Annotated in this window: 23 protein-coding genes and 1 pseudogene; 7 read left to right on the top strand and 17 right to left on the bottom strand. The window is 71.3% G+C overall.

Annotated elements, in window-relative coordinates:
• Positions 1–456: 456 nt before the first annotated feature.
• Positions 457–1,749: a geranylgeranyl reductase family protein gene (locus ACFY9S_RS08755; protein WP_030839958.1), complete on the bottom strand. Its 1,293-nt coding sequence runs from the start codon at positions 1,747–1,749 to the stop codon at positions 457–459.
• Positions 1,750–1,912: 163 nt separating this feature from the next.
• Here ACFY9S_RS08755 and ACFY9S_RS08750 point away from each other — a divergent pair.
• A pseudogene (locus tag ACFY9S_RS08750) lies at positions 1,913–2,437 on the top strand (GNAT family N-acetyltransferase).
• 83 nt (positions 2,438–2,520) lie between these two features.
• On the top strand, positions 2,521–2,859 hold the full coding sequence (locus ACFY9S_RS08745; RefSeq protein WP_391124601.1) for a PASTA domain-containing protein: 339 nt from the start codon (positions 2,521–2,523) through the stop codon (positions 2,857–2,859).
• Here ACFY9S_RS08745 and ACFY9S_RS08740 read toward each other — a convergent pair.
• Entirely contained in the window at positions 2,846–3,541 is a 696-nt protein-coding gene (locus ACFY9S_RS08740) for a demethylmenaquinone methyltransferase (protein ID WP_391124598.1), read from the bottom strand. The genes ACFY9S_RS08745 and ACFY9S_RS08740 overlap by 14 nt on opposite strands.
• Positions 3,542–3,735: 194 nt before the next feature.
• Here ACFY9S_RS08740 and ACFY9S_RS08735 point away from each other — a divergent pair, with 194 nt between their 5' ends.
• The gene (locus ACFY9S_RS08735) at positions 3,736–4,779 is read left to right on the top strand and encodes a chitinase (protein ID WP_391124595.1); all 1,044 of its coding nucleotides are present in this window, start codon (positions 3,736–3,738) and stop codon (positions 4,777–4,779) included.
• Positions 4,780–4,897: 118 nt separating this feature from the next.
• Here ACFY9S_RS08735 and ACFY9S_RS08730 read toward each other — a convergent pair whose 3' ends face one another.
• The 5 genes from ACFY9S_RS08730 to ACFY9S_RS08710 all read right to left on the bottom strand — a co-directional run bounded on the left by ACFY9S_RS08730 (position 4,898) and on the right by ACFY9S_RS08710 (position 11,835).
• Entirely contained in the window at positions 4,898–5,590 is a 693-nt protein-coding gene (locus ACFY9S_RS08730; RefSeq protein WP_391124592.1) for a hypothetical protein, read from the bottom strand.
• A gap of 7 nt (positions 5,591–5,597) precedes the next feature.
• Entirely contained in the window at positions 5,598–6,797 is a 1,200-nt protein-coding gene (mqnC, locus tag ACFY9S_RS08725; RefSeq protein WP_102914134.1) for a cyclic dehypoxanthinyl futalosine synthase, read from the bottom strand.
• 70 nt (positions 6,798–6,867) lie between these two features.
• Positions 6,868–7,941 (bottom strand): type II CAAX prenyl endopeptidase Rce1 family protein, encoded by a 1,074-nt coding sequence (locus tag ACFY9S_RS08720; RefSeq protein ID WP_391124588.1) that lies wholly within the window; start codon positions 7,939–7,941, stop codon positions 6,868–6,870.
• Between the two features lie 175 nt (positions 7,942–8,116).
• On the bottom strand, positions 8,117–8,845 hold the full coding sequence (locus ACFY9S_RS08715; RefSeq protein WP_391124585.1) for a prepilin peptidase: 729 nt from the start codon (positions 8,843–8,845) through the stop codon (positions 8,117–8,119).
• On the bottom strand, positions 8,842–11,835 hold the full coding sequence (locus ACFY9S_RS08710) for a BTAD domain-containing putative transcriptional regulator (protein WP_391124582.1): 2,994 nt from the start codon (positions 11,833–11,835) through the stop codon (positions 8,842–8,844). Before ACFY9S_RS08710 ends, ACFY9S_RS08715 begins: the two co-directional genes overlap by 4 nt.
• A gap of 333 nt (positions 11,836–12,168) precedes the next feature.
• On the opposite strand from ACFY9S_RS08710, the gene ACFY9S_RS08705 reads away from it, so the two are divergent.
• The 4 genes from ACFY9S_RS08705 to ACFY9S_RS08690 all read left to right on the top strand — a co-directional run bounded on the left by ACFY9S_RS08705 (position 12,169) and on the right by ACFY9S_RS08690 (position 15,237).
• Entirely contained in the window at positions 12,169–12,837 is a 669-nt protein-coding gene (locus ACFY9S_RS08705; protein ID WP_391124579.1) for a hypothetical protein, read from the top strand.
• Complete coding sequence (locus tag ACFY9S_RS08700; RefSeq protein WP_391124577.1) at positions 12,825–13,907, top strand: hypothetical protein; 1,083 nt, start codon at positions 12,825–12,827, stop codon at positions 13,905–13,907. The genes ACFY9S_RS08705 and ACFY9S_RS08700 overlap by 13 nt, the downstream gene beginning before the upstream one ends.
• Before the next feature lie 89 nt (positions 13,908–13,996).
• Complete coding sequence (locus tag ACFY9S_RS08695; protein WP_391124574.1) at positions 13,997–14,644, top strand: hypothetical protein; 648 nt, start codon at positions 13,997–13,999, stop codon at positions 14,642–14,644.
• A gap of 239 nt (positions 14,645–14,883) precedes the next feature.
• Entirely contained in the window at positions 14,884–15,237 is a 354-nt protein-coding gene (locus ACFY9S_RS08690) for a hypothetical protein (protein WP_102912133.1), read from the top strand.
• Between the two features lie 67 nt (positions 15,238–15,304).
• Here ACFY9S_RS08690 and ACFY9S_RS08685 read toward each other — a convergent pair whose 3' ends face one another.
• The 10 genes from ACFY9S_RS08685 to ACFY9S_RS08640 form a co-directional block, all read right to left on the bottom strand.
• Positions 15,305–15,535: a hypothetical protein gene (locus ACFY9S_RS08685; RefSeq protein ID WP_391124571.1), complete on the bottom strand. Its 231-nt coding sequence runs from the start codon at positions 15,533–15,535 to the stop codon at positions 15,305–15,307.
• A 294-nt stretch (positions 15,536–15,829) separates the two neighbouring features.
• A complete protein-coding gene (locus tag ACFY9S_RS08680; RefSeq protein WP_391124568.1) occupies positions 15,830–16,300 on the bottom strand; it encodes a pilus assembly protein TadG-related protein in 471 nt (156 codons plus the stop codon).
• On the bottom strand, positions 16,297–16,725 hold the full coding sequence (locus tag ACFY9S_RS08675; RefSeq protein WP_391124565.1) for a TadE/TadG family type IV pilus assembly protein: 429 nt from the start codon (positions 16,723–16,725) through the stop codon (positions 16,297–16,299). The genes ACFY9S_RS08680 and ACFY9S_RS08675 overlap by 4 nt, the downstream gene beginning before the upstream one ends.
• Positions 16,726–17,187 carry a TadE/TadG family type IV pilus assembly protein gene (locus tag ACFY9S_RS08670; RefSeq protein ID WP_391124562.1) on the bottom strand — a complete coding sequence of 154 codons (462 nt, stop codon included), beginning with the start codon at positions 17,185–17,187 and terminating at the stop codon, positions 16,726–16,728.
• A gap of 47 nt (positions 17,188–17,234) precedes the next feature.
• On the bottom strand, positions 17,235–17,486 hold the full coding sequence (locus tag ACFY9S_RS08665; RefSeq protein WP_031107180.1) for a hypothetical protein: 252 nt from the start codon (positions 17,484–17,486) through the stop codon (positions 17,235–17,237).
• 88 nt (positions 17,487–17,574) lie between these two features.
• Positions 17,575–18,498 (bottom strand): type II secretion system F family protein, encoded by a 924-nt coding sequence (locus ACFY9S_RS08660; protein WP_391124559.1) that lies wholly within the window; start codon positions 18,496–18,498, stop codon positions 17,575–17,577.
• Entirely contained in the window at positions 18,498–19,487 is a 990-nt protein-coding gene (locus tag ACFY9S_RS08655; RefSeq protein WP_391124556.1) for a type II secretion system F family protein, read from the bottom strand. The genes ACFY9S_RS08660 and ACFY9S_RS08655 overlap by 1 nt, the downstream gene beginning before the upstream one ends.
• 7 nt (positions 19,488–19,494) lie before the next feature.
• Positions 19,495–20,802 carry a CpaF family protein gene (locus tag ACFY9S_RS08650; RefSeq protein ID WP_102912126.1) on the bottom strand — a complete coding sequence of 436 codons (1,308 nt, stop codon included), beginning with the start codon at positions 20,800–20,802 and terminating at the stop codon, positions 19,495–19,497.
• Positions 20,799–21,689 carry a hypothetical protein gene (locus ACFY9S_RS08645; protein ID WP_391124552.1) on the bottom strand — a complete coding sequence of 297 codons (891 nt, stop codon included), beginning with the start codon at positions 21,687–21,689 and terminating at the stop codon, positions 20,799–20,801. The genes ACFY9S_RS08650 and ACFY9S_RS08645 overlap by 4 nt, the downstream gene beginning before the upstream one ends.
• A gap of 17 nt (positions 21,690–21,706) precedes the next feature.
• A complete protein-coding gene (locus ACFY9S_RS08640) occupies positions 21,707–22,456 on the bottom strand; it encodes a hypothetical protein (RefSeq protein ID WP_391124549.1) in 750 nt (249 codons plus the stop codon).
• Between the last annotated feature and the right edge of the window lie 398 nt (positions 22,457–22,854).

Genomic DNA, 22,854 nt, shown 5'->3' with positions numbered 1-22,854 from the left:
CTGTCCGGGGCCTTAGGTCCCCGTCGCCCGCCGGCCCACCTCCGAGCCGCTCCAGGGGCCTTCAGAGCCCTCCTGAGGGCCGTCCGGCACCGCAGCCCGCCCCTGCGCTCCCGTCACTCCAGCAACTCGCGCCCGAATTGTCCAGGCCTGGCAGGGTGTTGACCCGACCGTCCCGCGTGGCCGCTCCGCCGTGCCGGGACGTGGCCGGCCACTGCGTCGGGCAGCGCTGTCCGGACCGGCTCTCCGCGCGGGAGCGCAAGGACGCGCTGCGGCAGACGGCGGACCGGCGGGCGTCGGTGTACGCGCGCCGGGGCCGCCGCCATCGCGGCGCCGGAGGCCTGATCTGCCCGCCGGCTCCGCAGAGCGGCAACCCGGGCCGGCTTCCCGGTCGAGCCACCGGCCTCCCCGGGCCGGCAATTCGCCGGCAGCCACGGCCGCCCCGGGCCGGTCGCCCGCTCAGGCCTTCGGTGCCACCCTGCTCAGGCCGTTGATGATGCGGTCCATCGCGTCGCCGCCCGTCGGGTCGGTGAGGTTCGCGAGGAGCTTCAGCGTGAACTTCATCAGCATCGGGTGCGTGAGACCGCGCTGGGCCGCGATCTGCATGACCTTCGGGTTGCCGATGAGCTTCACGAAGGCACGGCCGAGCGTGTAGTAGCCGCCGTAGGTGTCCTTCAGGACGCGCGGGTAGCGCTGGAGGGCCAGTTCGCGGCTCGCGGGGGTCGGCCGGGCATGGGCCTGGACGATGACGTCGGCGGCGATCTGGCCGGACTCCATGGCGTAGGCGATGCCCTCGCCGTTGAAGGGGTTCACCAGGCCGCCGGCGTCACCGACGAGCAGCAGGCCCTTGGTGTAGTGCGGCTGGCGGTTGAAGGCCATCGGCAGGGCGGCGCCGCGGATGGGGCCGGTCATGTTGTCCGGGGTGTAGCCCCAGTCCTCCGGCATGGACGCGCACCAGGCCTTCAGCACCTCGCGCCAGTCCAGCTCCTTGAAGGAGTCGGAGGTGTTGAGCACGCCCAGGCCGACGTTCGACGTGCCGTCGCCCATGCCGAAGATCCAGCCGTAGCCCGGCAGGAGGCGGTCCTCGGCGCCACGGCGGTCCCACAGCTCCAGCCAGGACTCCAGGTAGTCGTCCTCGTGGCGCGGGCTGGTGAAGTACGTGCGCACCGCCACGCCCATCGGGCGGTCCTCGCGGCGGTGCAGGCCCATCGCCAGGGACAGCCGGGTGGAGTTGCCGTCGGCGGCCACGACGAGCGGCGCCCGGAAGGTGACCTCGCGCTTCTCCTCACCGAGCTTGGCGTGCACACCGGTGATACGGCCCGTGCGCTCGTCCAGGATCGGCGCGCCCACGTTGCACCGCTCGAAGAGCCGCGCACCGGCCTTCTGGGCGTTCCGGGCGAGCTGCTCGTCGAAGTCGTCGCGCTTGCGGACGAGTCCGTAGTCGGGGAAGGAGGCGAGATCCGGCCAGTCCAGCTGGAGCCGCACCCCGCCGCCGATGATGCGCAGGCCCTTGTTGCGCAGCCAGCCGGCCTCCTCCGAGATGTCGATACCCATCGCCACCAGCTGCTTGACGGCGCGTGGGGTGAGGCCGTCGCCGCAGACCTTCTCGCGCGGGAACTCGGTCTTCTCCAGCAGGAGGACGTCGAGGCCCGCCTTGGCGAGGTGGTAGGCGGTCGTGGAGCCGGCCGGCCCCGCGCCCACGACGATCACATCGGCGGTGTTCTCGGAGAGGGGCTCGGTCACGACGGTCACGGCGGGATCTCCCCAAGTTCTTAAATCTTGCGTGCCGACCGGCACTGGACATGGGCAGTCTATGCAGCAGCATTCATCACCCCGGCTGAAGGGCTGCCTCCTTGAAAGCTCCCCTCCCTGAAGGGAGGGGGCGTGAACGCCGGGGCATCCTCGCAAGAGTCAGGTGAATCGAGTTCTCCCCGCTGTGCGCCTTCGCGTCCCCACCCACGTGGACGCGATCGCCTGGCACCGGATCTTCGACGACCCGGACGTCATGGAGTTCCAGGGCGGCAGGGCCGCGGAGCTCTCGGCCTACGAGGAGCTCACCGCCCGCCAGCGCCGGCACGACGCCGAGCTGGGGTTCTGCCTGTGGACCGTGCTGGACGGTTCCGGGCAGGTCATCGGCTTCACCGGCGCCCAGCCGTGGGAGCGGGCCTGGGGCCCGGCCGGGGAGATCGAGATCGGCTGACGGCTCGGTCGGGAGCACTGGGGCAGGGGCTATGTCACGGCGGCGGCACGGCAGACGCTGGAGCGGATGCGGGTGAACGGCGTCCCGGGTGTCGTCGCGATGGTCGACGCCCGCAACAGCCGGTCCGTCGCGGTGACACAGCGCCTCGGGATGCGCCTCGCCGAGACGTTCAGGACTCCGGCTTCGCAGCGGGCGGGGCACTGTTACCGGCTCGACCTCCAGAAATCTGACGCAGCGTAGTCGACTGTCACAGAAAGGCATCCGTCACTTCCGGTCGGTGCGGGGCGGGAGTTACCGTTCCCGTACCGCTGGGGGTGACATCTGTGCACATAACCCGCAAGACACCCGAGGTGCGCGTGCCGCGTCTGGTCGGCCTGATGGCCGTGGACGCGCGGGAGACGGCCCGGGCACGGGGGCTCCTGCTCAACGCGCCGGACCGGCCCGAGTTCTCTCTCACCGTCGTCGACCACGTCGTACGCCAGTACCCGCAGCCCGGCGCCGAGGTGCCACCGGACTCGATGGTCTACGTGTGGTTCGACTTCGGCCCCGGTGAAGGCGGCGGGGGTGTGCACGAACCGCGGATCCCCCGGCCACCCCGGGGCGGTCTCCAGCGCGAGCTGGACGAGCCGGGCGGCCCTCACCTGGCCCTCAGCTCGCCTTGAAGCCCCGGTGCAGGGCGACGATCCCGGCGCTCAGGTTGCGCCAGGCCACCCGCGACCAGCCGGCCTTGCCCAGCCGCTCGGCCAGTGCGGGCTGGTCGGGCCAGGCCCGGATCGACTCGGCGAGGTAGACGTAGGCGTCGGGGTTGGAGGACACGGCCCGCGCCACCGGCGGCAGGGCGCGCATCAGGTACTCGGTGTAGACCGTGCGGAACGGCGCCCACGTCGGGTGTGAGAACTCGCAGATCACGATCCGCCCGCCGGGCCGGGTCACCCGGTACAGCTCCCGCAGCGCGGCGTCCGTGTCCTGCACGTTGCGCAGCCCGAAGGAGATGGTGACGGCGTCGAAGGTGTCGTCCTTGAACGGGAGGCGCGTCGCGTCGCCGGCGGTGTACGGCAGCCAGGGCTGCCGCTGCTTGCCGACCCGGAGCATGCCCTGGGAGAAGTCGCAGGGAACGACGTAGGCGCCGGTCCTGGCGAAGGGCAGCGAGGAGGTGCCCGTGCCCGCCGCCAGGTCGAGCACCTTCTGCGCGGGGCGCGCGTCGACCGCCTTGGCGACCTCCTTGCGCCATCGCCGGTCCTGGCCGAGGGACAGCACGTCGTTGGTCAGGTCGTACCGTTCCGCCACGTCGTCGAACATCGAGGCGACTTCGTGCGGCTGCTTGTCCAGGGATGCGCGGGTCACGGGCCCATTCTTGCAGCACGGCGTCCGGGCGGGAGTCGCGGCTGCTTCCCTGCCGCCCCCCGATGTGCGCTCCGGCGGCACCCGGGAAGGTCCGGGGCTCCCGCCGCGCGCCACCGCCTTCGTGAGACGTTCGCAGCCGGGAAACGTACTTTCTGTCCTGACCGCCAGACCGCACGAGAACGGGAGCACACGTCATGAGGAGTTTCCGGAAACCGGCGGCGGCCGGGCTGGGCTGCCTGTTCGCCCTCGCCACCGCCGCATGCTCCGGGCAGGGCGACGCGGCGCGCGCGGCCCCCACGGTGACGGCCGGTCCCAGCACCTCGTCCTCCGCCGGAGCCGGTGCCCCGCCCGCCGCCGGGGCCGGCACCTCGTACGCCCCGTACGTCAGCGCCACCGAGGCCGCCGGAACCGACTCCGCCGGCTCCCCCGCCACGTACAACCTGGCGTTCGTCCTGGCCGGCGGCGACGACTGCGCCCCCCGCTGGGACGGCAGGCAGGCCATCGGGGACACGGCCGTCAAGTCCCGTATCGCGAAGCTCACCAGGGACGGCGGTCGGATCCGGGTCTCCTTCGGCGGCGCCTCCGGCACGGAACTCGCGGCGAACTGCGACAGCGTCCCGGAGTTGGCGGCGGCGTACGGCAAGGCCCTCGACGCGGCCGGCGCCACCCGGGCCGACTTCGACATCGAGGGCGACGAGCTGGGCGACTCCGCGTCCATCGCCCTGCGTTCGAAGGCGATCGCGCGATTGCAGAAGGAACGGACCGGCCTGGAGGTCTCGTTCACCCTGCCGGTGATGCCGTCGGGTCTCGGCAAGGACGGGCTGGCGCTCCTCGACTCCGCCAACGACAACGGCGTGCGGGTCTCCACCGTGAACCTCATGACGATGAACTACGGCTCGTCGTACGACGGTGACATGGGCGGCTACGCCCGCACGGCCGCGAGTGCCGCGCACACCCAGCTGAGGAAGGTCTTCGGGACCTCGGACACGACCGCCTGGCAGGGCATGGCGCTCACCTCGATGATCGGCGTCAACGACGTCGCGGGCGAGACGTTCACACTCGCGGACGCCGCCGAGGTCCGCGCGTTCGCCGAGGAGAAGGGCATCGCCTGGGTGTCGATGTGGTCGACGGCCCGGGACCGGCAGTGCGCGGAAGGCGCCGAGTCGCGCAAGGCGGAGCCCGATTGCAGCGGGGTGGAGCAGGGGCCGGGGGCGTTCGGCGAGGCGTTCGCGGGCTGAGGCCGGGGTTCAGCGGTACCGGTGCGCCGGCCGGCCGGCTCGGCGGGCCCCGCGCACCAGCCGGCGGGCTCGTACACCAGCCGGCGGGCTCAGCGGGCCCGTACACGAGCCGGCGGGCTCAGCGGGACCGGTACACCAGTCGGCCGGCCAGCACCGTCGCCACGCAGGTCACCGCGCCGCGCTCCAGCAGGGCCGTCTCGTCGGGCACGTCGAACACGGCCAGGTCGGCCCGGCCGCCGACGGTCAGCGGCCCGTGCACGGTACCCGCGAGGTCGTACCCCTCGGCGAACGGATCGAGGTCGGGCCGCTCGCCGAGAAGGGTGCCGGGAGCCCCCGTGGTCCCCACGACGGTCAGCCCGGACCGGGCGACGGCCGTGGCCACCAGCGGGTCGCGGAAGCGGGCGCCGGGCGACGCGACGGCCGTCGTGCCGTAGCGCAGCATCCGCTGCACACCGCGGCGTACGCTGCCCGACCAGCGGGTCTCGGTGAGGTCGCCCAGGGCGGCCAGCCGCTCGCCCCACAGGGGCTGTTCGCCCAGCTCACCTGCCTCGCGCGGGTCGGGGTGGTAGCACTGGCGCAGCAGCCACAGCGGGTGCCATTGGCGCAGACCCGGGGTGAGCACGCCCGGCCAGCGCCGTACCCGCGCGCCCGGCGCGCTGTCGACGGCGTCCTCGTACGGCCCGACGGTCGTGATCCGGTCGCCGTCCACCACGACGGCTCCGTCCACGAAGGCTCCGTCCTCGACGGCTCCGTCCATACCGGGTGCCGCGCCCGCGGGGAGGACCAGCGGGGCGGCGTGGATCGTCAGCACGGTCGGGTCAGTTGGGGGCCAGCAGCTTCAGCTCGGGGTGAGCCGTGCCGCCCTCGATGGCCGTCGAGGAGATGTGCGAGACGACGCGGTCGTCGACGGGGTCGTTCGCCGGGTCGTCGTGGACGACGAGGTGCTCGTACGTGGTCGCGCGCTGGGCGGGCACCCGGCCCGCCTTCCGGATCAGATCGATGATCTCCATCCGGTTGGACCGGTGCTTGGCGCCGGCCGACGACACCACGTTCTCCTCCAGCATGATCGAGCCGAGGTCGTCGGCGCCGTAGTGCAGGGAGAGCTGCCCGACCTCCTTGCCCGTGGTCAGCCACGAGCCCTGGATGTGGGCGATGTTGTCCATGAACAGGCGCGCGATGGCGATCATCCGCAGGTACTCGAAGAGCGTCGCCTGCGTGCGGCCCTTCAGGTGGTTGTTCTCGGGCTGGTAGGTGTACGGGATGAAGGCGCGGAAGCCGCCCGTGCGGTCCTGGACCTCCCGGATCATCCGCAGGTGCTCGATGCGCTCGGCGTTGGTCTCGCCGGTGCCCATGAGCATGGTGGAGGTGGACTCCACGCCCAGTCCGTGCGCGATCTCCATGATCTCCAGCCAGCGCTCGCCGGACTCCTTCAGCGGGGCGATGGCCTTGCGGGGCCGCTCGGGCAGCAGCTCGGCACCGGCACCGGCGAAGGAGTCGAGCCCGGCGGCGTGGATACGCTGGATGGCCTCCTCGACGCTCACCTTGGAGATCCGGGCCATGTGCTCGACCTCGGACGCCCCCAGGCTGTGGATGACCAGCTGCGGGAATTCCTTCTTGATCGCGGCGAAGTGCTTCTCGTAGTACTCGACGCCGTAGTCCGGGTGGTGCCCGCCCTGGAACATGATCTGCGTGCCGCCCAGCTCGACGGTCTCCGCGCACCGGCGCAGGATGTCGTCCAGGTCGCGCGTCCAGCCCTTGTCCGTGGCCTTCGGCGGGGCGTAGAACGCGCAGAACTTGCACGCCGTGACGCACACGTTCGTGTAGTTGATGTTGCGCTCGATGATGTACGTCGCGATGTGCTCGGTCCCGGCGTACCGGCGGCGGCGTACGGCGTCGGCGGCGGCGCCCAGGGCGTGCAGCGGGGCGTCCCGGTACAGCACGAGTGCCTCGTCCGGGGTGATCCGCCCACCGGCGGCTGCACGGTCGAGGATGGGCTGAAGGTCGGCCTTCTCGGTCACCGGGCGTCCCTTTCGTAAGGGTTGTGGACGGACCAGCCCAGCGTACGCCAGGGGTTCGGTGGGCTGGACGTCAGGCCGTGCGGGCGGGATGGGGGCTGGGCGCGGGCGGGGTGCTCGGGGCCGAGAGGCGCTGCGGTTCGTGGCGCCGGGCGAGCCACAGCACGATCGCGGCGTAGAGCAGGTCGGTGGCGATGGCGGCGAGGGCCAGCGGCCAGGGCGCGTCGGCCGCGGTCTCGTCCGACGACAGTCCGCCGACGAGCGCTGCGGAGACGCCGAAGGCCAGCAGGTTGTTCAGGACGTGCAGGGCGATCGCCGCTTCCAGTCCGCCGGTGCGGATCGTGAGCAGACCGGCCACCAGGCCGTTCACCAGCAGGCCGAGGAAGCCCCACCGGGTGCCCCAGCCGTGGGCCGCCGCGAACAGTACGGCCTGCGGGATCACGGCGAGCCACGGGGAGCGCACGAACGCCCCGGCCGCCTGGAGCAGCCAGCCGCGGAAGAGGTACTCCTCGGCCGCGGCCTGCAGCGGGACGAGGACGGCCAGCACGGCCAGGGCCACGAGGAAGGAGCGCAGGCCCACCCACGTGTCGGACTCGCCAGAGTCGCCCGGCAGGAGGAAGCCCGTCACCGTGAGCAGGAGGACGGACAGCAGCCCGGCCGCCAGACACCAGCCGAGCCAGCCGGTGCGCAGCCGCCCGGTGACCGACGTGACGGTGCCGACGGGCCGTCTGGCCGGCCACAGGGTGGCCAGCAGCACCAGGGGCAGGGCTATCGCGATGGACACGAGGTCCATCGCCGTGTTCCCGAGTGGCCCTAAGTCGGCGCCGCCGTCGGGCAGTACGGGGGCGCCGAGCGCCGTGCCGAGGCCGTGGCTGACGCCGAACAGCACGAGGATCGACACGAAGTAGGTGAAGGCCAGCAGCAGGGTCCCGACCCAGGCCCGCCACCAGCGGTGACGGCCCGTGGCCCGGTCGAGGCGGTGGTACGGGTGGCCGTTGGGGTCGGGCGGAGGGGCGGTGGGGTACGGAGTTGGGGCGGTGGGGTACGGGGTCAGGCCCGCGGGGAACGGGGTCGGGCCGGTGGGGTACTGGGTCGGGCCGGTGGAGTGCGGGGTCGGGCCGGTGGGGTACTGGGATGCATTTGTCATGATCAGAATCATGGCAGTGCCGGTTGCCCGGATCACAGGAGTTCGGCGCGTGCCCGCCCTCGTGCCAGGCCGTGCCCATGCCCTGGGCCGTACCCGTGCCCTCGTGTCAGGCCGTGCCCATGCCCTCGTGGGCCGTGCCCGTGCCCTCGTGTCAGGCCGGGTACGCGCCCACGTGTCAGGCCGTGTACGCGCCCACGAGAAGGCCCAGCAACGCCCCCGTGATCAGGAACGGGCCGAACGGGATGGCCGTCTTGCGGTCGGCCCGGCGGGTGACGACGAGGGCCGCGCCGTAGAGGGCGCCCAGGAGGAATCCGGCGAAGGTGCCGAGCATGACCGTCGGCCAGCCGTACCAGCCGAGGGCGGCGCCGGCGCCGAGGGCGAGTTTGACGTCGCCGAAGCCCATGCCCGCGGGGTTGACGATGAACAGGACGAAGTAGCCGCCGCCCAGGGCGAGGGAGCCGAGCAGGGCGGTCGTCCAGTGGCCCGCGTGTTCGGGGACCAGGGCGGTGAGGCCCAGCAGGGTCAGGGCCGCACCGGCGAACGGGAGGGTGAGCGGGTCGGGCAGACGCCGCACGCGGAAGTCGACGACCGTGAGCAGGACGCCGGCCGGGGCGAGCAGCAGCCAGACCCCGAGCTCGGGGCGGGTGCCGGTCGCGGCGGCGAGGACGGCGCAGACCAGGGCGGTGGCGATCACCAGGGGTGTCGTACGCGGCCCGTATCCCGGCTCCGCACACTTCGGGCACGCCGCCCGCCCCAGCCAGCCCCTGAGGGCGTGCCCGCCGGGGCACTCCCCCCGCCAGGCCTCCCCCGAGGGCGCCGAGAAGCGGTGGGCCGCCCGGGGCAGCAGCGCTCCCGCCGCCGCACCCCACAACGCGGCGGCGAGGACCAGCAGTCCGGTGCTCATCCCACCGCGGCGATCGCGTCACGCCACGCGGGGAGCAGCTCGTCGAGCAGCGCCTCGGTGCGCGGCGGCAGGCCACGCGCGCCGCTGCGGCCGATGAGGTCGGTGGCGAGGGCGGTCAGCCGGTCCGTGTCGCCGGTGGCGTGGGTGGCGCGCAGCAGCTCGTGCCACAGCCGCTCGTCGGCCGGAGCGGTGCGCAGGGCCGCGTTCAGCGCCTCGATGGCCTTCTCCGCGCGGTTCTTCTCCATGTGGAACGCGCAGAGCGCGAGCCCCGTGTCCGCGACGAGCAGCGGCAGTTGGGCGTCCACGATCTCGTGGGTGAGCCACCGGTAGCGCCCCTCGGGCCGGTCGGCGAGCAGCGGCCCTCGTACCAGCACCAGCGCGTCGGTGAGCAGCCGTCCGCGCACGGCCCGGCTGTCGACGCCCCTGCCCTGCGTGGCCTCGTGGTACAGGGATCGCAGCACGTCCAGGTCGGAGACGACCGTCTTGGCGAGCGTGAGCCGGCCGGAGCCGTCGGTGGCGAGGCGGGGCGTGCCGTCGGGGTCGGCGCCGAGCCAGTCGTGCAGCCTCTCGAGCAGCGCGGTGCGCACGTCGTCGGTGACGCCGCGCGGCCACAGCGCGGAGGACAGCACCCGCGGGTGCACGCCCTCGCGGTGCAGGAGCAGCAGGGCGAGGGCCTCGTGCAGCAGGGCGCTGCGCTCTCCGTCCGGGTCGTCCAGGCCGATGATCTCGTACGGCCCGACGAGCCGGGCGTACACGGCCGGCCGGCCCTGCTCGCTGATGTCGACGAGGAACGGCGGGGTGTTCGCGGGCGCGTTGCTGTCGCGCTCCGGGTCGGCCTCGACGAACAGCTCGACCACGGCACGCTGTTGGGCGGCCGGCAGCAACTGCGCGTCGAGTTCGAGCCCGAGGAGCGGCGCGAGGAGCTTGCCCCGGCCGGTGATCTCCATCTCCCAGGCGGCGCCCGGCAGATCGCCGGTCTCGGTGCCGACGAGGTAGCCGATGCCGAGACGGCTCGCGTCGGCCGCGAGTTCGGCGAGCTTGACGGCGTCCTCGGCGGACGGCTGCGCGGCGAGCAGGACGAGGTGCGGGGCCCAGCGGGTGTGCTGGGCGGGCCCCGTGCGCCCGGTGAGGACGGAGTCCTGCCCGGCGGCGCCCAGCGCTCCGCGCCGCTGCCGCGTCTCGGCCTCCATGGTCTCGACGAGCGCCTCGACGTCCTCCAGGTGCCGGATGCGGTTCGGGGCGAGCGGGGTGAGGTCCTCCCCGAAGCCGACGAGGGTGATGGTCATGCGGTCGGACCAGCCGTTGGTCGCCAACTCGGCGGCGACGGAGGCGAACACGGCGGCCCGGTCGGCCTCCCGGCCGCTCAGCGAGACGATGCCGGGCACGGCCTCCAGGTTGAGCAGCAGCCGCGAGTCGTCCATGGTGCCGAGGCTGACGAGACCCGGGTAGGGCGCGGCCGTGTCGGCGTCCTCGTAGCGCTCGGCGTCGGTCCGGGCCAGCATCCAGAAGGTCTGGTCCTGGCCCTGCTGCCAGGGGGCCGGGGGCTTCCCGGCGGGCTGGGCGAGCTGGAGGTGCAGGTCGCCGTTGCTGAGCCAGGCCGCGTACACGACCGGCAGCGCGCGCGACTCCTCGGCGAGGGAGGCGGCGAGCCCGCGCAGGCTCCGGTCGAGCAGCCGTACGCCCTCGGGGTCGGCGCCGACGAGCAGCGCGTCCTGGACGTCCTGCGCGTCACCGGTCGGCGTGGGCGGCTCCATGCCGCGGCGCCCGCCGACGGACCCGAACGCCGACTGCCACAGCGCCTGCCGGCGCCGCCGTCCCAGGGCGCCGAGGAGACCGGCGGCGAGGAGGGGCGCGGTGAGGAGGGCTTCGGGGAGGCCGAAGGAGCTGTCGGACTCGGCGCCGACGGCGGTGGCCTGCTGGTGCCCGGAACCGGAGCCGGCGGGCCGCTGCTGGTCGGGCAGGGACACCTGGGCGGTGCCGCCGCCGCCCTGCGCCCGGTCGCTTCCGCCCTGGGCGCCGCCTCCGCCCTGCGCGTGGTCCCCGCTCTGCGCGTAGTCGGAGATCTGCTGCTGGAGGTCCGGCGACACGTTGGGCGCCTCGTCGGGCATCTCGACGAGCTCGCCGCCGCGGGCGTCGCCCGGCATCTCCATGATCCAGCCGGGCCGGATGAGGCTGGCCTCGGAGAGCTTGGACCCGTCCGGCTGCACGCGGTCCTTGTTGAGCTCGAAGATCTCCTGGTAGCGGCGCCCGTCACCGAGGTGCCGTTGCGCTATCTCCCAGAGGGAGTCGTGGTGACGCCCCTCGGGCGGCTGGATCCGGTAGTACTTCGTGTCGCCCTGCTTGGCGGTGCTGCCACCGGCGTCGGCGTGGGCGGCGGCGTGCGAGGCCTGCTCCGCCAGCGCCGCCGCAGCGCCGGAGGCCTGCTCCTGCTGCTGGGCGAAGAGGCCCGGGGTGGCCTGGGCGGCGGCGACGGTCGGCTGCTGGTTGGCGTCGTAGCCGTTCCCGAGCTGCGACAGCCCGGGCGTGAAGCTGGCGGCGGTGGCGCCGACGAGCAGCAGCGCCGCGACGAGCTGCCGCGCGAGCAACTGGCTCGGCCCGGCGCCGGGCACCCGCCCCGGCACGCCGACACCCGACAGCGCGGCCTTCATCTCCACGAGCACGCACGCCGTGAACTGCGCCCACGCCAGCCACACGATGACGGTGAGGATGTTCAGGAACGTCTGAACGGTGATCTCTTGCTGCAGCCAGTCGACACTCGGCACCCCGTCGGGCAGCGGCCACCCGATCTGTGTGGCCAGCGCGCCCGGCACGCCCACGAGCAGCACGGCAAGGGCGACGAGGGCGAAGAACGCCTTGACGAAGTCCCCGAACGACCGCCGCCGGATCCTCACCGGCTGCGGGGTCCGGTTCCTGGGGGCGGCCGTGGCTCCCGTCGCTCCCGTCGTACGTCCCGTCGAGCTTGACGAGCTTGAGGTGCGGCGTCGCGGCATGGCGGGTGTCCTGGGGTCGTGTGCGGAGTGGGGTGAGGCCGGGCTGTGGAGTGAGGGGTGTGCTGAGCCTACAGAGATCTTATGGACTCTTACCGGGGGCGTCGAAGGGCGGATCGAAGGATCCCCCTCGGCGTCCGGTTTGCCCCTGAAGTCATGGGTGTTCACTCCTGGGCCGGGCGACCGGGGGCGTCACCTTCGCATGTGCCACGCACGCCCTTCACTGTCCCCACGCAATCCACCACTGCTTATCAAGGCCCCTCCACCCTCCCCTGATAGCTTCGTTCTCTACCGCACACGTAGAACGACGATCGACACAACGGGGGAGATCCGCCAGTGGCTCGCCGCGCTCCGAAGACGACAGCCGCCGCGCTCACGGCGGCAGCGGCCCTGCTGCTCACCGCCTGCGGCGGGGGTGGCAACGACGCGCCGGACGACATCGAGGGAGCGGGCAAGGGGGCCGGCGCTCCTTCCGCTTCGGCTTCCGGCTCGGCGTCGGCCGATGTCGAGAGGCCTGACGTGAGTGTCCCGAAGGACCTGGATCTGGTCTTCGACTTCGAGAAGCCGTTGGACCAGGACAGCGCGGCAGCCCTCCAGGACGCCACGAACTACATTCGCGCGCTGAACCACGGCATCACCAAGCAGGACCCGAACGATCCCGCCTTCCAGTTCTACTCGTCGGGCCAGGCTTCCCAGTACGCGCACTCGCAGATCAAGGAGTACGTGGACGGCGGCTGGACGCTGACGGGCAGGGACCGGTACTACGACGCCGAGATCAGCCCTGGCGACGAGTCCGAGCAGGTCAAGACGGTCAGCGTCACCTTCTGTGAGGACCAGTCCAAGGTCTTCGGCAAGGAAGTCAAGAGCGAGAAGGTCCACCGCACGAAGGAAAGCCTGGCCAGTTACCAGAAGTTCACCCTCCTCATGGCGTCCGTGAAGGACAACCCGGTGTGGCGTGCCCAGCAGGTCACCGTCGAGGGGAAGGCAGAGGCATGCCGAGGGTGACCGTGCCCCGGCGGACGAAGCTGATCGTGGGGCTTGCGGCCGGTTGTGTCCTCTCGACCCCTGGTACGGCTCACGCCGACAAACCGGTCGGAGGCGAAGCGGCACCGCCTCCGCAAGGCGGAAGCGACGGCAAGGGCGGCCTGTCGGCCTCGGTCTCCAACATTCAGGTCACGTACCCGAGTGGTGGCGGTGGCGGCGGCGAGGAAGGCAACCTCGGCACGGTCGATCCCAACTGGAAGCCCCCGGCCTGCTGGTACGAGCCCGCCTTCAGCCCGGAGCAGTTGAAGAAGTTCGTGGACTCGGACGGTGGCGGTGACGTCGGAATCCACGAGTCCTGGTTCGGCAAGGGCCTGTGGACCGACCACTACCGGGACGGCAAACCGGCGGACAACTTCGACTTGAAGGCCCCGACGAACAGCTCCGCCGAGGGCTACAAGGACTACAACCTCGGCGAGGAAGGCTACTTCTGGCGTGGTGTCGCCCCCGATCCCAACGCCTCGGAGTCGTGGGACTGCGGCCGCATCATGTTCTGGGTCGACGCCGGCGAGGTCCCGGACGATCCGAACGCGCCCACTCCGAAGACGCTCGCCGAGTACGCCTACAACAAGGTCAAGGTCCCGGAGACCGAGGTCGAGCTGAAGCCGGAGACCGAGTCCACGGTCAACCTGCCCACTTGGGTCTGGCTGGACAAGGGCACATTCAAGGACGTCAAGGTCCGTGCCGCACTGCCGAACACGGGCCTGTGGGCGGAGACCACCGCCAAGCCGGTCGCCCTCCACCTGGACCCGGGCACCAAGGACGCCGAGGTCTTCCCCGCCTCCGGCGACTGCGCGATCAACGACGACGGCTCCATCGGCACGCCCTACACCAAGGGCGCAGCCGACAAGACCCCGCCGTGCGGCATCCGTTACCTCCGCGCGACCGACGGCGCCCCGTACCAGCTCTCGGCCAGCGTCACCTGGCAGATCACCTGGGAAGGCTCCGACGGCACCGACGGCGACCTGCCCGACGGCACCTTCGAGACCACTCAGGACATGAACGTCCAGGAGATCCAGTCGGTCAACCGCTAACCCGGCACCTGGCGGCCAACGGACCAGCGACCGCGCACGCGGACCGCCACGCCACACTGACGACGATCGAACAACGGAGAGATGCGCCCGTGACTCGCTGCGCTCCGAAGACGACAGCCGCCGCGCTCACTGTGGCGGCGGCCCTGCTGCTCACCGCCTGCGGCGGGGGTGGCGACTCGGCCGCGGACGACAGCAAAGGCTCGGGCGACAGCTCACACAGCCCGACGGCCTCGAAGTCGTCCCCGGAACCCGGCGTCAAGCGCCCGGTCATCAGGCTCCCCGGCAGCTTCCAACTGACCTTCGAGAACTGGACGAGCAGCGACCGGGTGGAGCAGGCGGTGCTCAACGACGGCAAGGAGGAACTCCGGGCCGGATACGCGGCGGTGATCGCGAACGACCCCGACAGTGAAGCCGTCGCCTTCTACGACACCGAAGGCGTCCGCGGACAGACCAAGCAGTGGATCAAGTCCTACACGGACAAGGGTTACACCGTCATCGGCAAGCTGCCCGCCTTCAACCCCAAGGTCATCCTGGCCAAGAACCGCAAGGGGGCGACGCTGACTTACTGTACGGACGAGACCGAGGCGAAGACCAGGCATCGCAAGACCGGCAAGGTCGAGGGCAACCCGGCGGGCACGAACCCCTACGTCCTCTACTCGCTCTCCCTGACGAAGAACGAGCAGGGCGTGTGGCAGAACACGTCGGTGCGCGGTGAGCGAGGGAAGTGCTCCCGGTGAAGGAGCCGCACAGAGCGATACCTCTGATCATCGCGTCCTGGGCGTGCCACTGCTGAGTTCGTCGCCGGCGGGTGCCTTCGGAGGCCCTGACAGCGATGGGCGAGGTGGCAGTCCCGGATCAAGGTCACGCAGACCAGCGGCCCCACGGGCGGCAAACAGGGCACTGTCGCGTCGACGGACGTCAACTGGGGGTACGGTTTCTCGGAGATCAGAGTGCCGGACGTTGGGGGGGCTCCCGGATGGGCAAAGGCAAGAGCGACCTCGCACTCCCGCTGACCGAGCTGGAGAGCTACGGGCGCCGGCTGCGCTCCATCAAGACCCGTCTGAATCACACCAAGAAGCTCTTCGAGTCCTACAAGGACGATATCGGCGACGGCAGCGTCAATGACGCGCTCGACGATTTCGAGTCCAACTGGGAGGACGGGCGTGAGGACATCACGCAGCAGCTGGATGCGCTGGCCAGTATGTCCGATGCCGTTGTTCGCGAGTTCAAGAAGCTGGATGACGAACTCGCCAAGAAGGTGAACGACGCCATGAAGACCGAGGACAAGCGAGGCGGTAAGGGCGGTAAGGGGGACGGCGCGGGGAAGTAGGCCCGTCCGAGCTACGTGGAAAGGCCCTGGATCCACCAGAGATCCAGGGCCTTTTGCGCGCGCTGCTTCAGGAAGCGACGGCCGCGTTGAGGTGCAGGTCCGCCGCGATGCCCTGCGGCGATACGGCGAGGCCCAGGCCGCCGCCGACGCCGGTCGTGAGGCCCGCGGCCGTGGTCTCGACGTAGAGACCGGCTGCGGCGCCGGCACCCGCGGTGGCGCCGCCCGCCTGACCGCCGGCGACGGTGTCCAGCTCGGCGTCGGACATCTGGGCGGTCTCGATCTGCGGGGTGAACGCCATGGGGGGTGGTTCCCTTCGTTTATTCATTCAAATGCTCGAGCGCGACTGATCAAAGCATGCCGGGAGAAGTGGCGGCCAGTCAGTGACGACGAGTGGGAGTGGAATGACGGGAGGCGAATTCATGGGTGTGACCTTTTGGTCACCGGGAACCTCGCGGTCTTCACACCTTCTGCCCCGCCGCGGTACGGGAATGTGGTCCGCAGTAAGGGAAATGGGCCGGGGTCGGTTTCCGCCCGGTTCCTTCACGGCCCCGCGGTGACCGGTGTGCAGATGCGACGAAGGTTCCGGACCGGCTCAGCCGACCTCGTTCTGCGCCACGGCCTGCCCGTGGACCACCACGTCGCCGCCGTAGAACATTCCCGTGAAGACCGGGGAGTACGTGAGCTGTACCTCGACCTCGACCTGCTCGGCGTCCGCCACCACGCAGTGGGTCGCGCCGATGTCCGCGCCCGTCATGTCCATCTCGCGGGCGAAGGCCTTCACGCGGGCGTTGCAGTTCTCGAAGTTGATCGGCGCGGGGCCGCCCTCGTTCTCGTAGAGGGCGTCGCGGTCGATGTCCTGCGCGGCGTAACGGGCGGCCTGTTCGGCGATGTCGGCGGCGCGTTCCCGCTTGGAGATGGACAGGCCGCCGTCGATGACGAACGCGGACAGGGAGAGGAAGACGAGCGTGAAGATGATGACCGCTCCCGCGCCGGAGCCGCGGTCGTCCAGCCGAGCGCCACGGGCCGCCCACCACGACCGCCAGGAGGAGCGTAGGTGTCTCACGCCGACCTCCGGAACGGGTCGAGCGGGGAGCTGAAGCTCGACGACAGGGTCGTCGGGACGTCGAGGCCCAGCATGGCGAGACCTCGCACCTGACAGCTCACCTCGACGGTGAAGATGGTGTCCGGCTCGAAGCCCTGGCTGGTCTGTGTGACGGACACCGGGCCCGAGCAGACGTCCGCCAGGTTCGCCTCCGCGGCCTTCTTCGCCTCGGCCATGGCCGTCGCGTGGTCCTTCTGGATCGACCCCGCGCGGGCCGCGTCCCGGGCCGCGCCGTCGAGGGCCCCGCGGCCGTCCACCAGCTGACCGAAGGCCACCAGCACCAGGATGAACAGGATCATCACCGGTGCGAGGATCACGACCTCGACGGTGGACAGGCCACTGTCGTCCGCGGACCGGCCGCCCTCGGGGAGGAAAGGGACGGACATTCAGTTGCCCTCTTCCTGTACGAACCGCTCCACCGGCCCCACCGACTGCGCGTGCACCGTCAGGTCCAGCCCGGGGAACACCGTCGGGACCCTCGCCGCGATCTCCACGCCCACCGTGTTCTGCTCCGGCTGCACCATCGTCACGTCCGGAGACAGGACCAGTTGGGGGCCGAGCTGGCGGATGTAGCTGTCCACCACGTCCCGCGCCTCGCCCCGCCACGCACCCGGCTGCTCGTCGGCCGTGGCCCGGGCCTTGCGAGCTCCGGCCTGGGCCGCCGCCTGGGCCACGTGGTCGGCGAAGAAGTACAGGGCGAACTGCACCGTCGCGAAGATCATGAAGAACAGGACCGGGGTGAGCAGCACGAACTCGATCGCGGTCATGCCTGAGTCGCCGCGGGCGGCCACCCGTTCCCGTGCGGCCCGCACCCAGCGGCGTGCCCGTCTGCCCACATCTGCCGGCATCCCGTGAACCCCGTTGCTCTTGATGCTCCTGGTGCTCCCGAGAGCGATCAGCAGGTCTTGCCCGCGTCCGCGCCCTTGATGCAGTCGCCGACCTTGTTGGCGCCCTCGCTCAGCGCGGCGTTGATGATGGCCGCCACGACACCGACGATCGCCACGACGACCGCGGAGATGATGACCCACTCGACCGCGGAGGCACCGCGGTCCAGCTCGCCGGAGCGGGCCCGCTCGGTGCGGGCCTGGAGGAAGGTGACGAGGAAGTCCACGGCGGGGATGCCGGTGTGGAAGGTGCGTCCGTTCATGACGTCTTGTCCTTTCGAAATCAGGTCACGGAGTTCTGGAGTTGTGAAGGTCGCTCACAGCGAGCTCACCGCAAGGCTCATGCACGGCTCACTGCACCTGGAACACCCGCATCGCCGCCGGAAAGATCAGGAACACCAGGAACCCGGCGCACAGCAGCAGCTGCGCCACGAGCATCGACTGGGACTTCTCGCCCGCGCTGCCCTCGATCTCGGCGAGTTCGCGGTGCCGCATGGTCTCGGCGCGGGAGGCGAGGGACTCACGGACCTTGGCTCCGTCGTCCGCGACCAGGGCCAGGGATGCGGAGAGGTCCTTGAGTTCCTCCACGCCGATCTCCTCGCCGAGCGCGCCGAGCGCCTGCCACTGGCTGACGCCGGTGATGCGGGCGTCGGACAGGGCGTTGCGGATGCGCTGGTTGGCCCAGCCGTCGGAGATCTCGGCCGCCGCCATCAGGGCCTCGGGCAGACCGCGTCCGCCGGCGAGACTCATCGACACCAGGTCGAGGTACGCGCCGATCACACGCCGCAGGTCGCGCCGCTTGTCGGCCGCGTCCCGCCGTACCTCCAGGTCGGGCAGGAAGAAGAAGACGACCGCGAAGAGCAGGGCCATCCAGACCGGGATGATCGGGCTCCTGCCGAAGCCCAGCGTGTAGACGATGGCGAACAGGAACGGGCCGAAGAACAGGCCGGCCACGCCCAGCAGCACCTTCGTCGCCAGGAACTTCTCCCAGCTGCGGTCCAGCACCGCGAGGTCCGCGCGCAGCGAGCGCTGCTCCCAGCCCTGCTGGAGGTAGAACTCCGAGACGCGCAGGCCCACTTCGGCCCGCAGCGCGCCCAGGCGGCCCTTCTCCCGCTCGACGCGGGCCGATTCGTAGGCCGAGCCGCGGGCGCGCATCGCGTCGATCCGCGCGACCTGTGAGATCGCGCTGCGCTTGGTGGGCATGAGGGCGCGCACGAGGGCGTAGATGCCCAGGCCGATGACGGCGCCGACGACGAGCGGCATCGTGAGGTCCATCAGCGAGCCCCTTCTTCCTGCGGCAGCCGCTGCTGGGACTGCGCCCCCGACGGCGTCCTCGGGCGGACGAACTGGACGGAGGCCTCGTCGCGGACCAGGAAGCGCTCGGGCGTCTCGATGGTGGACAGCTTGCGCAGCCACCAGAAGCCGAGCGCGAACAGGCCGCAGACACAGGCCAGGACGAGCTGGCCGACGGCCGTTCCGTACGGCTCCACGAAGTCGCGGTTGAAGATGGACAGGCCGAGGACGAAGGCGACGGAGACCGCGACGACGATCTGCACCGACCTGCGGGTCGAGGCGCGCTGGGCCATGACCCGCTGGCGCATGTCGACCTCCTCACGGGCCGACTTGGCCAGGGCGCCGAGGACTTGGCGCAGACCCGGGCCGCGCAGCCGGGCGTTGAGGATGAGGGCCGCGACGATGATGTCGGCGGAGGCGTCGTCGATCTCGTCGGCGAGCTGCTGGAGCGCCTCGGGCAGCGGAGTGCGGGCGCGCAGCCGGTCGACGAGGGCGTCGAGGTGGGGGCGCAGCACGGGGGCCGCGGCACGGGCCGAGGCCGGGATGGCCTGCTCCAGGCCCACGGCGCCGGCGATGGTGTCGCGCAGGGACTCCGTCCAGGAGGCCAGGGCCTCGACGCGGCGCATGGCGGCCCGTTCCTCACCGGCGCCGCCGAACAGGCGGTCCCAGAAGAAGACGAGGACGCCGGCCGCGATGCCCGCGACGGTCCAGCGGGTGAGGACGAGGACGACCAGGCCGACGATGGCGGCGAGCGAGCCGCGCTGGCCGGCGAAGCGGATCAGTTCGCTCGCCCGCTCGGCGGCCTTCTGCTTCTCGTGGTCGGGCTTGGCGGGAAGCCCGCGGATGGCGATGAGGAGGAGGGCGAGGCCGCCGCCGACGGCGACGCCGCTCCCTATCGAGTACAGGACGGTGGTGGAGAACAGGCCGCCCATGGAGCCGAGCGAGCCGATGGCCGTGTTGGTCGTGGTCATCCCCGGCTCACCCCCAGGTCCCGGACGGCTGGTAGCCGTGTGCCATCAGTTCCTCCAGGCAGGCTATGGGGGCGTGCGGCACGATCCGGCCGTCGGGGGCCTCCGCGAACACCTCGCTGGACAGCACCCGTCCGTCCACGCCGTTGACCTCGCGGACGGAGGTGACCATGCGCTGGAGGCGGCCGCCGTTGCCGAAGTTGTTGCGCCGCTGGATGAAGACGACGAAGTTGACCGCGCCCGCGATCAGCATCTGGCTGGCCTCGATGGGCAGCCGTTCCGTCGCCTGCAGCGCGTAGGTGGAAATACGGTTGAAGACCTCGTGCGAGCTGTTGGCGTGGATCGTGGACAGTGAGCCGTCGTTGCCCTGCGACATCGCGTTGAGCATGGTGACGATCTCGTCGCCGAGGACCTCACCGACGATGACCCGGGAGGGGTTCATACGCAGCGAGCGTCGCACCAGCTCCGCCATCGAGATGGTGCCCTGGCCCTCGGAGTTGGGCAGGCGCTCCTCGAAGGCGACGACGTTGGGGTGCAGGTCGGGGAAGGTGTCGAGGCCGAGTTCCAAGGCCCGTTCGACGGTGATGAGGCGCTCGTGCGGCGGGATCTCGTTGGCGAGGGCCCGCAGGAGCGTGGTCTTACCGGCGTTGGTGGCACCGGCGATCATGATGTTCTTGCGGGCTCGGACCGCACAGGCCATGAAGTGGGCGACCTCGGGTGACAGCGTGCCGTTGCCGACGAGGTCGGAGATGAACACCTTGCCCATGCGCGCCCGGCGGATGGACAGCGCGGGGCGCCGGGTGACGTCCATGACGGCCGACAGTCGCGAACCGTCGGGGAGCCGCAGGTCGAGCTGTGGGTTGGCCGAGTCGAAGGGCCGGGAGGAGAGACCGGAGTACGCACCGAGCACCTGGATGAGCTCGATGAGCTCCTCGTCGGTCTCGGCGACAGGGTCGACCTTCTCCTCGCGTCCGTCGGCGTACCCGACGAACACCTGGTCGCAGCCGTTGATGTCGATGTTCTCGACCTCGGGGTTGTCCAGCAGCGGCTGGAGCCGGCCGACGCCGAACAGCGCGGCGTGCACGGCGGCCGCGTACTGCTCCTCGGTCTCGGCGTCCAGCGGCGTACGGCCCGCGTTGATCTCGGTGCGGGCGTACTCCTCCAGGATCTGGGCTATGACGGCACGGGCGTACTGCCGCTCGTCCTCCGTGGACATCGGGGTGACGCCCGCGACCTGGTCCTGCCGGCGCTGCTCGGCGATACGGTCGCCGGCGTCCTGGCGGAACCGCTTGACCAACTGGTGGTCGACAGCGGTCATGCGCCGGCCCCCGCGTGGCCCTGCGTCTGGCCCGGGGCGTGCGGGGCGTGGTGGGCCTGGGGTGCCTGGTCGGCTCGGGCGGAGGCGGCCCAGGCGGCGCCGTACTGCTGGTAGAGGTCGGCGGCGACCTTGCGGGCCGAGCGGATCAGCAGCGACTTGTCGAGGCGGCCGCGCTTGCGGCCGGCCAGCTGGTCGGCGCCGGCCGGGTCGTCGGCGATGGTGCCGACCACGCGGGCACCGGTCTGGGCGTGCACGAGCATGTCGTTGACCTGCGAGGCGAGTTTGGCGGCCGTGCCTGTGTCGGCGATCAGGACGACGCCGATCATCGGGGTGCCGAGGCTGGCGGCGCCACGCGGTCCGCCGTGCAGCTTGGCCGCGAGGGCGGCGGCGCGGTCGCGGACGCGGGCGAGGGCCTCCGGCTCGGTGCGTGAGATGAGCAGCACGAGCGCGGCGTGCGGGAACAGCTCCACGGCCGGGGTGTCGCCGCTGACGCGTCCGCAGTCGGCGATGACGTCGGCGGCGGCGTGCGGGGAGTCGGCGAGGGAGTTGAAGGCGTGCCCGAGGGTCGGCCACAACCCCGCCAGTCCGGCGGCCTGTTCGGCGATCCCGAGCCCGACGAGGACCTCGAGACCGCCGCTCAGCGGCTGGACGTGGTCCCAGAGCTGGTCGGGCACGAGGCCACGGCGGGCGGTGGCGGCGATGGAGAGCATGCCGGTGTTGGGGTTGAGCGGTCCGCCGTGCGCGGCGGCACTGCGGTAGACGAGGTCACCGCCCGCCGGGTCCGCCTCGGCGAGCAGGACACGCCGCGGCCAGACCGCCGCGAGGGCGACGGCCGCGGTGGTGACGCCGGGGGAACCCTTGTCGGCGGCGAGAGCGATGAGCGCCATGGGCTGGGTGCCGCCTTCTAGTTGCCGGAGTTACCGGGGACCTGGACGAGGGCGACCTCGCCGTTGGAGGCGGCCTGGGCCAAGCCGGCGGCCTTGTCGCTGTCGACGGTCAGGGTGACCGCCAGGTTGGTGCTGCCGACGATCTCGTCGCCGCTGTCCTTCGGGCCCGGGACGTAGGTGACGCGGGCGCTGTCGACGATGACGGAGCTGTCGGTCGCCGACGACGAGGAGGAGTCGCTGTTGCTGTTGCTGTTGCCCGAGCCGGTGGCGGAGCCGACGCGGTAGGCCGCGACGGTGTCGCCCTGCTTGATGCCGGTCGGGTACTGGCCGGCCTTGAGGGAGAGGCCCACGGTGGCCTTGCCGGCGGCGACACCCGCCTCGTCGCCGAACATCTCACCGACGACGACGGCTCCGGCGGGGATGGCGTTGACGGCCTTCAGCTTCTGCTTCTTCAGCTGGTCCAGCTGGGTCCACTCGATGTAGTGGATGCTGTCGTCCTTGGCGACCATGACGGGGGTCGAGTTCGACTGGGTGACCGAGCCACCCGGGGGGATCGCCTGCGTGACCTTGACGACCTCGATGCGCTCACCGACCTGGAGCACGAGCATGGTCGCACCCAGCGCGCCCGCCAGGATCAGCAGCACCGCGAGCGCGGCCAGAGCCGGTTTGCGCTCGCGAGGCGGGGTGGGAAGCCGGTCGCCGACCGACGGCTGAGCCGGAGCGGCGGAACGACCTGCGCCCGCCCCCGTACGCTCTTGGATCTTCACGCAACCGCTCCCCGTACACCCAAGAAGATGTCTGTCATGTGCCTTCAAATTCGGACACTTCACCCGCGTCGACCCGCACGGAGAAGTGCGGGACGGGCCGGACGTACCCGCCCGACCTGGGCGAATAGCCAGCACTGGGGGTGAGTGTCAAGCCATCGCACCGTATCAGCCGCACATAAGCCCCTCAAGGCACGTCCGGCCCCACGGGCCGCAGGGTGCGGCCTGTTATCCATCTGCAACGTCCGGCCCGGTCAACCCGCCCAGAACCAGCTCCAGATGACGGCAGCACCTGTGCGTGAGCGAATCGCCCGGGACCCCAGCAGCGCAGAGCCACGGGCTGGTTCGTCACCTACCGGCCATCAGGCCTGCACGATTCACTCACGAAGTCGGCGTGGGAC

The sequence above is a fragment of the Streptomyces sp. NPDC012474 genome (assembly GCF_042955185.1).
GTDB lineage: Bacteria > Actinomycetota > Actinomycetes > Streptomycetales > Streptomycetaceae > Streptomyces > Streptomyces cahuitamycinicus.
Note: the sequence above shows the minus strand (reverse complement) of the source record. Positions and strands in the feature narration are given on the sequence as shown.

What these genes read in the sequence shown, in the direction of transcription:
- ACFY9S_RS08735 (WP_391124595.1), top strand. Translation starts at nt 3,736, where the DNA reads ATGAGGAGTTTCCGGAAACCGGCGGCGGCCGGGCTGGGCTGCCTGTTC.
- ACFY9S_RS08720 (WP_391124588.1), bottom strand. Translation starts at nt 7,941, where the DNA reads ATGACAAATGCATCCCAGTACCCCACCGGCCCGACCCCGCACTCCACC.
- ACFY9S_RS08715 (WP_391124585.1), bottom strand. Translation starts at nt 8,845, where the DNA reads ATGAGCACCGGACTGCTGGTCCTCGCCGCCGCGTTGTGGGGTGCGGCG.
- ACFY9S_RS08710 (WP_391124582.1), bottom strand. Translation starts at nt 11,835, where the DNA reads ATGCCGCGACGCCGCACCTCAAGCTCGTCAAGCTCGACGGGACGTACG.
- ACFY9S_RS08700 (WP_391124577.1), top strand. Translation starts at nt 12,825, where the DNA reads ATGCCGAGGGTGACCGTGCCCCGGCGGACGAAGCTGATCGTGGGGCTT.
- ACFY9S_RS08690 (WP_102912133.1), top strand. Translation starts at nt 14,884, where the DNA reads ATGGGCAAAGGCAAGAGCGACCTCGCACTCCCGCTGACCGAGCTGGAG.
- ACFY9S_RS08685 (WP_391124571.1), bottom strand. Translation starts at nt 15,535, where the DNA reads ATGGCGTTCACCCCGCAGATCGAGACCGCCCAGATGTCCGACGCCGAG.
- ACFY9S_RS08675 (WP_391124565.1), bottom strand. Translation starts at nt 16,725, where the DNA reads ATGTCCGTCCCTTTCCTCCCCGAGGGCGGCCGGTCCGCGGACGACAGT.
- ACFY9S_RS08670 (WP_391124562.1), bottom strand. Translation starts at nt 17,187, where the DNA reads ATGCCGGCAGATGTGGGCAGACGGGCACGCCGCTGGGTGCGGGCCGCA.
- ACFY9S_RS08665 (WP_031107180.1), bottom strand. Translation starts at nt 17,486, where the DNA reads ATGAACGGACGCACCTTCCACACCGGCATCCCCGCCGTGGACTTCCTC.
- ACFY9S_RS08660 (WP_391124559.1), bottom strand. Translation starts at nt 18,498, where the DNA reads ATGGACCTCACGATGCCGCTCGTCGTCGGCGCCGTCATCGGCCTGGGC.
- ACFY9S_RS08655 (WP_391124556.1), bottom strand. Translation starts at nt 19,487, where the DNA reads ATGACCACGACCAACACGGCCATCGGCTCGCTCGGCTCCATGGGCGGC.
- ACFY9S_RS08650 (WP_102912126.1), bottom strand. Translation starts at nt 20,802, where the DNA reads ATGACCGCTGTCGACCACCAGTTGGTCAAGCGGTTCCGCCAGGACGCC.
- ACFY9S_RS08645 (WP_391124552.1), bottom strand. Translation starts at nt 21,689, where the DNA reads ATGGCGCTCATCGCTCTCGCCGCCGACAAGGGTTCCCCCGGCGTCACC.